This window comes from Tildeniella sp. (assembly GCF_059505325.1).
Genome location: NZ_JCACKI010000001.1, coordinates 25,758 through 38,131, shown reverse-complemented (window position 1 = coordinate 38,131; position 12,374 = coordinate 25,758). Strand labels below are relative to the sequence as shown.

The 12,374-nt window shown below is 50.6% G+C and carries 14 protein-coding genes; 10 read left to right on the top strand and 4 right to left on the bottom strand.

Annotated elements, in window-relative coordinates; all coding sequences use genetic code 11:
- Positions 1-123: 123 nt before the first annotated feature.
- A complete protein-coding gene (gene prmA, locus AC5JO6_RS00180) occupies positions 124-1,014 on the bottom strand; it encodes a 50S ribosomal protein L11 methyltransferase (protein WP_496079013.1) in 891 nt (296 codons plus the stop codon).
- A gap of 109 nt (positions 1,015-1,123) precedes the next feature.
- On the bottom strand, positions 1,124-2,704 hold the full coding sequence (gene serA / locus AC5JO6_RS00175; RefSeq protein WP_496079012.1) for a phosphoglycerate dehydrogenase: 1,581 nt from the start codon (positions 2,702-2,704) through the stop codon (positions 1,124-1,126).
- A gap of 436 nt (positions 2,705-3,140) precedes the next feature.
- Between serA and AC5JO6_RS00170 the strand changes: the two genes are divergently transcribed.
- A complete protein-coding gene (locus tag AC5JO6_RS00170; protein WP_496079011.1) occupies positions 3,141-3,656 on the top strand; it encodes a hypothetical protein in 516 nt (171 codons plus the stop codon).
- A gap of 195 nt (positions 3,657-3,851) precedes the next feature.
- Here AC5JO6_RS00170 and AC5JO6_RS00165 read toward each other — a convergent pair whose 3' ends face one another.
- Entirely contained in the window at positions 3,852-4,034 is a 183-nt protein-coding gene (locus AC5JO6_RS00165) for a high light inducible protein (RefSeq protein ID WP_496079010.1), read from the bottom strand.
- A gap of 285 nt (positions 4,035-4,319) precedes the next feature.
- Positions 4,320-5,888 (bottom strand): peroxidase family protein, encoded by a 1,569-nt coding sequence (locus AC5JO6_RS00160; RefSeq protein WP_496079009.1) that lies wholly within the window; start codon positions 5,886-5,888, stop codon positions 4,320-4,322.
- Between the two features lie 345 nt (positions 5,889-6,233).
- Between AC5JO6_RS00160 and AC5JO6_RS00155 the strand changes: the two genes are divergently transcribed.
- The 9 genes from AC5JO6_RS00155 to AC5JO6_RS00115 all read left to right on the top strand — a co-directional run bounded on the left by AC5JO6_RS00155 (position 6,234) and on the right by AC5JO6_RS00115 (position 12,072).
- Positions 6,234-6,458 (top strand): DUF2997 domain-containing protein, encoded by a 225-nt coding sequence (locus AC5JO6_RS00155; protein ID WP_496079008.1) that lies wholly within the window; start codon positions 6,234-6,236, stop codon positions 6,456-6,458.
- 9 nt (positions 6,459-6,467) lie between these two features.
- Positions 6,468-7,037, top strand: a complete 570-nt coding sequence (locus tag AC5JO6_RS00150; protein ID WP_496079007.1) for a nucleotide exchange factor GrpE — start codon at positions 6,468-6,470, stop codon at positions 7,035-7,037.
- A gap of 127 nt (positions 7,038-7,164) precedes the next feature.
- On the top strand, positions 7,165-8,757 hold the full coding sequence (locus tag AC5JO6_RS00145) for an Hsp70 family protein (RefSeq protein ID WP_496079006.1): 1,593 nt from the start codon (positions 7,165-7,167) through the stop codon (positions 8,755-8,757).
- Positions 8,758-8,785: 28 nt separating this feature from the next.
- Positions 8,786-8,920 (top strand): hypothetical protein, encoded by a 135-nt coding sequence (locus AC5JO6_RS00140; protein ID WP_496079005.1) that lies wholly within the window; start codon positions 8,786-8,788, stop codon positions 8,918-8,920.
- Positions 8,921-9,043: 123 nt separating this feature from the next.
- Positions 9,044-10,006: a TIR domain-containing protein gene (locus AC5JO6_RS00135; protein ID WP_496079004.1), complete on the top strand. Its 963-nt coding sequence runs from the start codon at positions 9,044-9,046 to the stop codon at positions 10,004-10,006.
- 284 nt (positions 10,007-10,290) lie between these two features.
- The gene (locus AC5JO6_RS00130; protein WP_496079003.1) at positions 10,291-10,542 is read left to right on the top strand and encodes a DUF2281 domain-containing protein; all 252 of its coding nucleotides are present in this window, start codon (positions 10,291-10,293) and stop codon (positions 10,540-10,542) included.
- An 84-nt stretch (positions 10,543-10,626) separates the two neighbouring features.
- On the top strand, positions 10,627-11,271 hold the full coding sequence (locus AC5JO6_RS00125) for a Uma2 family endonuclease (RefSeq protein ID WP_496079002.1): 645 nt from the start codon (positions 10,627-10,629) through the stop codon (positions 11,269-11,271).
- 126 nt (positions 11,272-11,397) lie between these two features.
- Positions 11,398-11,889, top strand: coding sequence for a hypothetical protein (locus AC5JO6_RS00120; RefSeq protein WP_496079001.1), 492 nt, complete (start codon positions 11,398-11,400; stop codon positions 11,887-11,889).
- A gap of 42 nt (positions 11,890-11,931) precedes the next feature.
- Positions 11,932-12,072 carry a hypothetical protein gene (locus tag AC5JO6_RS00115; protein WP_496079000.1) on the top strand — a complete coding sequence of 47 codons (141 nt, stop codon included), beginning with the start codon at positions 11,932-11,934 and terminating at the stop codon, positions 12,070-12,072.
- Positions 12,073-12,374 lie beyond the last annotated feature (302 nt).

The window sequence follows — 12,374 nt, the reverse complement described above, 5'->3', positions numbered from 1 at the left end:
TAGATGATGTCATCGAGTCTCTTATCGATCGCATTGAATTTAAGAAGCCCAGCATCGATCGTGGTGTTGGGCTTTTGATGGTCTATTCACCCATCAGGTGAGCGATCGCGCTTAGGTTTTCTCCTACGTTCGCCTAACGTTCATGCAGCACCAGTCCTGGCGCTTCCAGAGGGCTGCGACCACCCAGCCGTTTTCTTCGAGCGTATCGGCGACGGGTTTTGCCTGATCGAGCAGAATGCCGCTAAAGATGCCCCAGGTGTGCGGATGGGCGATCGCGGTCATCTGTGGGATCAGGTCAATAATGACCTCAGCAAGAATATTGCAGACAATGCCATCTACAGGCGCAGCGATTAACTCAGCCACGCGATCGACGCTGCCTTGTTCCACAATGAGATGGTGTGCATCAATGCCGTTAAGGTCGCGGCTCTCGCGTGCTGCCTTCACAGCCAGCGGATCGGTATCAACCGCGTAGCCTTGCTTTGCACCCAAAAGAATAGCACCGATCGAGAGAATGCCCGAACCGCAACCAATATCGGCAATGATTAGATCAGCAACATCACTGCCCAGGCGCATTTCGAGTGATTCCAGGCAGAGTTGCGTTGTCGCATGATCGCCCGTGCCAAAAGCAACGCCGGGTTCAAGCTGAAGAATGATGCGATCGGTCTGCTCTGGTTTCGGCAACCAGGCAGGATTGATGAGGAAGCGATCGCCAATTTCCTGCGGTTGCCAATGCTCTTTCCAGGTGCTTGACCAATCTTCTTCGTCAATCAAATCCCACTGCACGGCTGGAATGGGTAGACCAATGCAAAGAGCATCCTGCCGTAATGCCAGCGCCAAGGCTGCCAGATCAAGCACATGCGCCTGTTCCTGCGGTAAATAAGCACTGATGAGAGACGAGTAACCTTTCACTTCACTGGACATACCACGGCAACCGAACATCTCCAGTCGCCAAAAGATGGTTTCTTCCAGCGCGGAGTCACACAGAATCTGAATTTCCCACCAGCTATTTGCCATAAGAGCGGTCAGCGATTAGCAATCAGCCATCAGCTTGTGTTGTTGTGTATTTCTCGTCGCTCATGCCGTAAACACAGGCGACTAACGGCTGAGCGCTGACAGCTAATAGCTATAACGTTACCGTATAGGCATCCCGAATACCCGACACCTTCAAAATCTCATCTAGAATCCCGTCAGGCAGGGGATCGTCAATGCTAAGTACCATCACGGCATCGCCACGCACAATTTTGCGTCCCACCTGCATACTGGCAATATTGACGTTGAAGTTGCCTAAGAGTGAACCAATATTACCGATAATTCCTGGCATATCGCGGTGCAGTGTGAAGAGCATGTAGCGGTTGGGCGGCACGTTGACTGGGAACTCATCCACGTTAGTAATGCGGATTTCCGAGTCACCGAGTAGCGCTCCGGTAACGGAATGTTCGCCTAGTGAGCCTTTGGCAGAAAGATGCAGCGATCCCGAATAGTCCTTGATGGATGCATCACGAGTTTCAATAACACGAATGCCACGCTCTTTTGCCTCCAGGCTGGCATTAACGTAGTTGACCCGCTCTTGCAGTGCATGAGACAGCAAGCCCTTAAGCGCGGCTACGACGATCGGCTGGCTTTGATTGGTCGCCAGTTCACCTTGAAGGCGCACCGTGAGCGATTCGACTCGTCCGCCTGCCAGTTGCGCGACCAGATTGCCTAGTGTCTCCGCCAGTTGCAAATAGGGGCGCAGTTGTTCTAGCAAATCGGGGCGCAGTCCGGGAATGTTGACTGCCGATCGCGCAGGTAACCCCAACAGCACATCCCGAATTTGCTCGGCTACATCGATCGCCACATTTGCTTGTGCTTCTTCAGTTGAAGCGCCTAGATGAGGAGTCATCACCATTTCCTTGCCGAGCGATCGCAAAGGCGATTCGCCCAGTGGCTCTTGCTCGTAAACATCCAGCGCGGCTCCAGCAATTTTGCCGCCTTTTAGAGCCTCTGCCAGGGCAGTTTCATCGATAATGCCACCCCGAGCGCAGTTGATGATGCGTGCAGTCGGCTTCATCCGTGCGATCGCTGCTGCATTAATCAAATGAGTGGTTTCCGCTGTTTTAGGAATATGCAGAGTGATGTAATCTGCCTGCTGTAGCAACACATCCATCTCGACGATGCGGCAACCTAACTGCTCTGCGCGTTCATGAGAAATGAAGGGATCGTATGCCAATAGCTTCATGCCCATCGCACGAGCAACCGTCGCAACATGGGCACCAATCTTACCCAGTCCAACGATCCCCAGCGTTTTCTTATACACTTCAACGCCCGTGAACTGCTTACGATCCCACTTGTTTGCTTTGACTGACTGATTTGCTTCAGGGATGTAGCGTGACATTGCCATCATCATCGCTAACGTATGTTCGGCAGCCGCGATCGTGTTACCTTCAGGTGAATTAACCACCACAATGCCTTTGCGGGTTGCTGCCAGCACATCCACGTTGTCAACGCCAACGCCTGCTCGACCAATGATTTTCAGTTGCTTTCCCGCTTCAATGACCGCCTGAGTCACGCGAGTACCCGAGCGAATCATCAACGCATCATAGTCAGGAATGATCTGGATCAGGTCGTCGGGCGACAAATCTGTTTTCACGTCAACCTGAGCCACCTGAGAGAGGATATCGATCCCTACCTGGTCGATCGGATCAGAAACAAGAACTTTAGACATAGCCACCAGTGAGGGTTAAACGCAGAGCGCTCTAGAACAACAGGGATTATTTCTGGCTCAGCCATGACACCAAAAGACCAGTCAAGAAGGAAGACGCAAAGGTAACTCCGACTAACTTAAGATGAAAAGAGCTGCTGATACAGACCATCTAGAGTACGCCATTTTAAGTCTCACTTTGCCTAAACTGCTTGTTTTTTTAATTTCAATTTCTGTTTCGATCAATAGGAGCCGCTAGCGGTACAACCTTTAGGAGTCAGCAGTCAGCACAAGATGAATGATGAACTAGGAAATGATGAAAAGCTGGCGGAGCATTACTTCGTATGACTACCAAGTTAAAGCTTTTAGGATCAGCAAACAGTTTCTCCAAGCTGACCGCTGACCGCTGACCGCTAAAATGCATTACATCTACTCCAGTCGTGTCCGTTTACCTATTTCTATGAATTATCTTGTTGCCGTCTTGAGCGATCGCATTCGGGCAGAAGAAGCCTACTCAGCGCTAGAAAGCCAAGGCTTGCCGATGACCAAGGTCGCCATCCTCGGTAGGGGCTACAAAAGCGCAGACGAGTACGGGCTGCTTGACCCAAACCAGCAGGCAAGTAAGCAGGTCAAGCTACTGGCTATTTGGCTTGTACCCTTTGGCTTCGCTGCTGGCTATGTCTTTAACCTGATCACTAATCTCGATACGTTTGCTTGGGCGGGAAACATTGGCAGTCACGTTATTGGTGGGCTGTTGGGTGCTGCCTCAGGTGCCCTGGGTAGTATTTTTGTGGGTGGGGGAGTTGGCTTGATCACTGGCAGCGGTGATGCCCTTCCTTACCGCAATCGACTCAACGCTGGAAAGTACCTGGTCGTCGTGAAAGGCTCAGAGGCTCTGACACGTCAGGCAACAACTATTTTGAGGCAGTTCGAGCCTGAAAATATTCAAGGCTATGTTGATACATCGGAAGCATAAGCGATCGCCCTGTTGCCTATTGCCCATGCATTTTTCGCTTAGATGCGATCGATCCATGTGACCGTGCATAAACACTCGCTTTAAAAAGATGATAGCTGCTGTTTCAACCTAATGCATGGGTCGAAACAGCAGCTACTAAGAGAGATTAATGATGACTGGCTTCCATTGACCGAAAACCTGAAAGGTTCAACGAACCTACAGTAAACCCCAGAAATGTAGAACACCTTGACCAGAGTAAAGCTCAATTAGTAGTACAGCCGCAAAGCCAATCATGGCAAGACGACCGTTCCACAATTCTGCTTGGGGAGTGAAGCCAAACTTCCATGCGTTGCGGTCTGTTTCGACGATCGGAGTGGTTACTTTTGTTGCGTTAGTCATGATTATTGCTCCAATTACTTCAGATTGATAAAGGTTACGGATCAACGAACTAGCGCTGTCAAAGAGATGGGGCTAAGCCAACTGATGAAGCTTCGTTAAACTATGTAAACCAATATAACGAAAAGTTTCAGGAATGGCTAGTGATCCTTCATAGATCTTTCCAAAGACGCGGAAATGTGTATTGGGAGCAAGTCACTAAAGGTTCCTGAAAAACGAAACGGACTGAAGCAATGTTCAGTCCGTCTGCTTGGGTTATTGATCTTGGGCTAGTCGCGATCGCAATGCTTAAGCTTCAAGACCATCGATCGGGCTAATGTCTCCCATAAACCGCAGCATGTCTGCAAAGGTAAACTTTCCTGGCACTTTAGAAGGTAGCGTTGGCTTCCAGTGGCGATTACGCACAAAGAAGGAATTGCTATCGCCCTCAAAGAGACCCAAAAACACCTCCGCGATAATACGGCTACCCACTTCACCCAGACGTAAGCCCTGCTGTTGCACTTGCGCTTCTTTCAAGATGTAGTACCAGAGCGGCGTTTCCTTGTCAAAGCCATGACGAACAACCACATCAACATCAGGACCCGGAATCGATGTAAAAGCACTGGAACTCAACGGCTTGAGATCCAAGAATTTAGCCACACTTTGACCCGACGGCAACCCTAGACTGCGCCCTCGAATCAGGTTTCTGACGGCAAGCGAAGCGGGTGCTGGAACGTTTGGCAAGTTCTTCAGCGGATTCACCAGGAATGGATCGAATTTGCGGGCAAGATTCACTTTGATATCTGTATCAAGCTCGAAGAAGCGTCTCCAGTCAATGATCCAGTTGCTTGGCAGGGTCGCATTTAAACCAGGAAACACGATATCGCCATCGCCAGATTTAGCGGTAAACGTAAAGAGCAGTTCCAGCGTTGCGTCGGTCAGCCGACTACCATCCGATCGATCATTAAAGGTGAATGCGCGGTTGTAGTCGTAGGTGCTGCGGATCATGCTGTGACCCAGGCGATAGGCAGCCGTCGAAAACTCAACCGGGATGAATGGAAAGGTGTCGAACTTGTAAAACTTACGCCCCTCGTTCAGCACCTTATTGATCTGGTTGGGGTCGAGAATGCGATCGAGGAAGTCATAGACCACAAGCCACTGATAGTGCCACACCACCAACTGTCTGGCTTCTTCAAAAATCGATTTGTCGATCGCTGCCTGACGCGGAATCGAACCATCATTGAGTCCATCCACAATCTTGTTGTGAAATTTGAGAAACGCAAGGTGCGTCTGCGCCACAATGAGATTTTCGTCGTTCCGAGGATCGCCTAACAGCGCGATACTGCTGACAGCACGAGGCAAATCGTGGTCATTTTGCTTGAGCGCAATGATGTCCTCGACTGCATTGGGGTTCTCAGGTGTCGGTTTCGGCTTTCTCGTGCCGCTGGGCGTGTTTGTGCCAACGAGAAACTTATCCTTATTGCCCAGTTCATACAGATAGGGTTGATCATCAGGACCAGCGCCGTAGAGACTGTCTAGATCGAGCGCGGGTGTGCGGAAGTTAACCAGTGCTTGAGGATCAACCCGCTTCTCTTTCAGCGAGGTGGGGTCAAAGGTAATGTCGTGGTCGATGAACTGCCCAAAATAGGTAAGTCCTGCTGAAACGTGGGGATTGTCTCCATCGGGGTGATCTCGTTTTGGCTCTTTCGGATCAGTTCTATCGTCCGTCATCGCGTTGCCCAACGCCGTCAGGCTGTCGATCGATGGCGTAAAAGCTGGAAGCTCTGGAAACATCCTGCCGAATTTACCAGTTTGGGCAAACGCGCCTTGAGGCGTATTATCGCCATTGCGAACACTAAAACCATGTTTGGGTGACATAAGTTTTCCCTCTAAAGGTTTAAATCTGACTCGACTACGGAGACAGCCTAAACTGAATGACAAACGTTTGATGGTACCCGTTTGGGTTATTTTTCTTTGAACGATCGCTGCTTGCACACGCGCCGCTCTCTCACGGTTGTCATCCTACGAACCATTCACCAAAATGAAGGAAAGGGCGAAGCATCACTCTCTTGACTGCGTGTTGATTGGTGAGGAGTTGTACAGAAACAGCATGGTCTGTAGCCGTCAGCCGTCAGTGAAAAACTGATCGCTGATCGCTGATCGCTGAGCCAAAAGTGTGCAGTTATTTTTTAGCAAGCTCTTAGATGAAAGAAGGACAGCTTCATGGCTGAGTATCAAAAAATTGAATACCGCATTGGCAAAGATGGCAAGGTCATTGAAACCGTACTCAATGCCGCTGGCACAAGCTGTACGACGACAACAGCAGCGATCGAACAGGCACTCGGCACCGTAGAGTCACAGGAGTTTTTGCCTGCATACTATGAAGGTGAGGAAAATTTGCCTGTAGACACAACCCAGTCGCTACAACAGAAAAATTTAGAGTCATGAGTCAAGGCTATGGTGGATGATCCTGACCTTTTCTGGTTTGGCTGCATGTTGACGCTAGTCTGCCTTTGCTTCACGCTCAGCCTGATCAGCAAAAACCCCAAAACATCTGCAAGCTCACACGCAACGACGATCGCGCCCCCTGTCGCTGACGCTACCGTCGATGCCCAAATCGCAGCGTTGCAGCAGCAGTGTTCGCGCCTACGTGGTGAACTACAGCAGCAAAAGGCTCAACTGCACGAAGACTTTCAGAGCCACAGCTTTGCCCAACTGCAACCGCTGCTCACTAACTATCCCAGCGCTTGCAAAATGGCACAGGTCAAGCCCGATCTGCCTGCCCGTAATCTGGTTGCGCTTTTTAACCCGTTAGAGAATTTGCTTGAAACCTGGCATATTGCCCCGATCGGTTCTGTCTGGGAGCAAGTGCCCTTCAACGCCCAAAACCATCAGCCTGACACAGATGATCTTGTAACCGGAGAACCTGTCTATATTCGCTTTGTTGGCTACTGCCAGGGCGATCGTATTCTCTGCCCCGCCAAAGTAAGCCGGACGTTGCCGGGAGGGATGAAAGGTGCGGAGTGAGGGGTGAGGAGTGAGGAGTGAGGAGATGGGGAGATGGGGAGATGGGGAGATGGGGAGATGGGGGGTGAGTTAGCCTTGACTACTGACTTCTTCTAATGACTAACAACCAACAACTAAAAACTCCTCCATGACTACGATCGCGATCGACTTTGGCACCAGCAATACGGTTGTCAGCCTTTTGGAGCCGGATACACAAACACCGAAGACGCTGAGGTTTCCAGGTCTTTCGCGGATGTTTCGGCTGACCCAGAAGTCAGGAGATGTACAAGAAATTCCGGTGGTGCCAACGCTGGTGTTTGTGGAAGATGCGGAAACCCTGATCGTGGGAGAACAGGTGCGATCGCAGCGGTTGGGATTGATGCAACCCGATCGACTCTTCAAAGCGTTCAAACGTGATCTGATTGCTGCGTTTCAGCCGCCGTCCCGTCAAATCGATGGGCAAACCTATAGCGCTGAGTCTGTTTCAGAGCAATTTTTGCAGGTCATCTGGCAACAGCTTCAGGAACAGCACATTCAGCCGACGCAGGTGATTTTCACGGTGCCGATCGGTGCCTTTGAGAGCTATCTGGGCTGGTTTCGGGATGTGGCAACACGGCTTGGTCTACTGACTGTGCAGTTGGTGGATGAGGCAACGGCGGCGGCATTAGGTTATGCGATCCAACAGCCCGGTTCGCTAGTGCTGGTGATCGACTTTGGCGGCGGGACGCTTGACCTGAGCCTGGTGCGAACGATCGCCGCTGCGCCTGATACAGGTATAGATGACTCTTTGGTACAACGAGCTGAAGTCTTAGCAAAGTCTGATGCGTACATTGGTGGAGAAGACATTGACCTTTGGCTTGTGGAAGACTACCTTCACCAAATCGGTTCGTCGCGCGAGGCTGTGGGTGCAGTCGGTTGGCAAAATCTGCTTGCCCTGGCTGAGCGGCTGAAGATGAGGCTTTCTGGCGTTGAAGTCGCGAAGGAAAGCTGGCTGGATGAGGAAACGTTCATGTCTTGCGAGTTTGCGCTCGATCGCGATCGCTTCGAGTCCATTCTGGAAGCGCGGCAGCTTTTAGAGCAGTTACGACAGGCATTGGATGAGGTGTTGACGATCGCGATCAGCAAGGGCATCAGTAAAGCAGACATCGAACAAGTCTTGCTGGTGGGTGGCAGTTGTCTGATTCCTGCCGTGCAGCAGTTGGTGCTGTCGTACTTCGGGCGGCAGCGTGTGCGACTCGACAAACCGTTTGAAGCGATCGCGCATGGTGCGCTGGCAGTGAGTCAGCTTGCAAGTATTGATGATTATCTCCGCCACAGCTATGCCATTCGCCTCTGGGAACCGTATGCGGGCACCTATACCTACGTGCCGCTGTTCCAACGGGGCAGTCGCTACCCCTGCCAGCGATCGGAGCCTCTGACGCTGCAAGTTGCCACTAATGGACAGTCAGAAATTCGGCTGGAGATTGGCGAAGTTGCCACGATCGCCCAGGCAGAGATGACCTACGATGCTCAAGGCAGAATGACCAGCGCACCACTGCGCCAACAGGAAACCTACCGTTCTCTAGACCGCCAGCAGGAAGCCGTTTGCATCGCTCATCTCACTCCACCTGGACACGTTGGCATCGATCGCGTCACTGTCCAATTTGAAGTGAACGATCAGCGCATACTCATCGCTACAGTGCGAGATTTGTTGACGAACGTCTTGTTGGTCAATGGAGCCGCGATCGCAAAACTGCGCTGAGTTCGCTGCTGAGAGCTGCTTGCGTTTTGTGCTGATTGTGTGGAAGTGCGATCGTCACTTGAAAGAACGATCGCAGTTTGCTTCAGCAGAGGCACATCACCGTTTTATTGAGGCGCACGACGAGAATCACTCAATGAATCAAGCATCAACCACTGATGAATAAGGCTCAAGGCTTAGAACTGGGTTTCTGAAGGCTGGGACTACATTTTTTCAGAAGCCCTGTAAGCTATGACGAGAAGATTACAATGAGCCAAAAGCACCATTTACATTTTGCTGGAAGAACAAGATGGCAGAAGAAGCCGTTAAAATCTTCTATTCTTATTCGCGCAGAGATCTAGAAATGCGGAATACGTTAGAAGATCACCTGGCAGGACTAAGAAGAGCCAGGAAGATTAGTACTTGGCATGACCTTGAACTGGAAGCTGGCAGTGAAAGGGAGCCGAATATTCTTAATAAACTCAACACAGCAGACATCATTCTTTTATTGGTCAGTAGGAACTTCATTGCTTCCGACTACTGCTTCGGCACAGAAATGAAGCGGGCGATAGAACGACATAACAGTGGGGAAGCCCGTGTTATTCCGATCATTCTGCGCCCATGTGACTGGAACCATCCTGATGTACCTTTCAGTAAATTGAATGTCCTCCCAACCTACGCTAAACCGATCACAAGTTGGGCAGACCAGGATGAGGCGTTTACAATCGTGGCTCAGCGTATCCGTGAAACAGCCGATCAGCTAAGAGCAAAAAAGATTGTTGACCCACCGCCAACATTGGTGCAGCCAATCACTCGAAAAGAGCTACAGAAATGTGATCCAGCAAAGATCCTTTTTATTAAAAACGTCAAAAATCCAGAGGGATGGGCTTATTTACTGGATCAAAGACAACAACCAGAAAGTAGAACTTTTGAGTTGATGTGGCGGTTGGGAAGTCACGGATTTCAAACACCAGTGACAGGAGATTTAATGATTTTACATCAACGTGCAAAAGTCACCCATGTTGTTGAGTTCTTGAGTAATGAAGTCCGTAAGACGGACACAGGCTTTTTTCGTCAGGTTAAAGCGGTATGGATACCAGAGCAGGATTGGAGCCAACTTCCTCACCAAAAGGAATTTTTAGGATTCAGCCCTAGATACGCTGATGGCAACACCCATTCTCTAAAGAGTCCCGGTTTTACAACCTTTCATGAAGCCTGGAGCAATTTAGAAGAGTTCCAGAATCACATTGCTAATGAGATACAGCAGTCCTAAGCCATTTGTGAGAAGACGTGGCTGCAAACCTAGTAGATTAGCTTGACGGAGAAAGCTCAAACCCTTCAGATAAAACTTTGCGCCTGGTTTTTCGTCAAGCGCTCATGAGAGACGTAGACGAGCCAAACTCTTACCTCGATCGCCCAAGCTCGATCACAAAGCACGGACGTTAGAGCTGATTGAGTATGTGACTAAGCAATTGAGAGTGACGATCGCTTAAAGAGCAGAGGATGTGGAGTCACGGGTTAGTGTATTAGAAGCACTGCATTGGGAGGGACGATCGTATGCAGCCAATTCAGCAGAGAGTGGTAGAAGGCTTACAAACGCTCTCCTCACGTGAACAGCAAGAAGTGTTGGATTTTGTAGAATTTCTTAGAAGTAAGCAGCAGCACGCAGTACGCACCAAATCATCAGAAAAAGCTGGCATGTCTGTCTTGGAAGCTGCTGGTGAGTATGTTGGTTGCTTAGAGGGTGGTCGCTCTGATCTATCGACCAACAAAGCTTACATGGAAGGCTTCGGGGAAGATCGTCAGTAGATTGCTTGCTCTCCCCCAAAGTTAGTTCAAGAACATCGCTATTCTGCCTGAGATAATAAGGGTAACCTTCTTGCACGTATAGCCATGTTTGCGATCGTCTCCCGCGAGCACATTCAACTTCGACCCGGTGCAGTGCTGCGTCTACCCGCCACCTGGGACGAGTACAAGAGTTTGAGCCAACAGCGGGGCGACGGTTCGCTGCCTCGTCTCAAGTACCGTAATGGAGAAGTGCTTCTCATGTCTCCGCTGTTCCATCACGGGAAAGATGCCAGTTTGATCGCTGATGTCACTACAACGCTGCTGGATCACCGTGAGCGTGACTACGATGCTTTTACCCCAATCACAATGAAGCTGCCGGAGGAAAGCGGGATTGAACCAGACTACTGCTTTTACATTGACAACTGGGAAGCCGTCTCAGGTAAAAGGCGCATTGACTGGCGCATCGATCCACCACCTGATCTGGTGCTTGAGATTGATGTCACCAGCTACTCCGATGTCGATGATTATTTGCCCTATCGGGTTCCAGAAGTGTGGCTCTATAAGCGGCATCAGCTTCGTATTCATCAGCTTCAGGACGATGCCTATTGCGTGTCAGCCCAAAGCCGTTACTTCCCAGGAATCGATCTTCAGGCTGTGGTCGATCGCTGCCTCCAACTTGCCTACGATCGCAACACCAGCGCCGCAATCCGTGACTTGAGACAGCGGTTAAGCAGTGACAGTACGCTATAGCCGACTCATACGATGGCAATGTAGATGGTTCTAATGCCCGTCGGCATCACTTTTGAAGACGAAAGTTTTTGAGCAAGGCAATTTGGGCACTCTACGGTAGATTATTTTTTACTCGGAGTTTCAGCCATGCCCTACCAGGACATCAACACGACCCTTTCAGACAAAGACCTGCAAGACATTAAGCAAGCGATCGCGACCATTCAGCAGAAGATGCCCTTTCTCGTGACGCTGAGTGCTGAAGAGCGCAAGCGTTTGTATAAGATGGGCGATCGTCGTCTCGCCTTTGTGCAAAATAGCTTTCAAGCGGCTCAAAGCAACCGCAACATTCTGCCAGCCAGCTTTGACTTTGACGGTTTTGGCAATGACTATCGGCTTTCCAGCAACCTCACCGAGTTACTCATGCTGCTGCGCCAGCTTACCGAACAGGTGGATGATACTCTGATGGCAGTCGGCAGTGAAGCGATGAGCAGCAGCCTTACGGTGTATGACTACGTGAAGACGGCTGCGAAGAAGACACCCGGACTGAAGGCGATCGCCGAGCAACTGGGCACCTTGTTCAAAGCACTGAAAGCCAGAGCCAGCAAAGCAACGAACGACCAGTCTGCCCCATCGCTGTAAGGTTGCCATGCTCTGAGGTTCCGTCACTACCCTACAGCGATCGTGCCCGAACCTCAGAACATCGTCAGCCATGCTCAGAGCATCGCCAGCCATACTCAGAGCATCGTCAGCCATACTCAGAGCATCACGCGTGAACCTCAGAGTATCGTCGTTCATGCTCAGACCATCGTCAGCCCTACTTAGAGTATCGTGCGTGAACCTCAGAGTATCGTCGTCCATGCTCAGAGTATCGTCGTCCATGCTCAGACCATCATCGACGAACCTCCGGAGCATCGCGCGTGAACCTTAGAGTATCGTCAGCCCTGCTCAGAGTATCGTCGTCCATGCTCAGAGTATCATCGACGAACCTCCGGAGCATCGCGCGTGAACCTTAGAGTATCGTGCGCGAACCTCAGAGTATCGTCAGCCATGCTCAAAGCATCGTGCGTGAACCTCAGAGCATCATGCATGAACTGCAAGACATCACAGAGGAACCTGGAACTGGC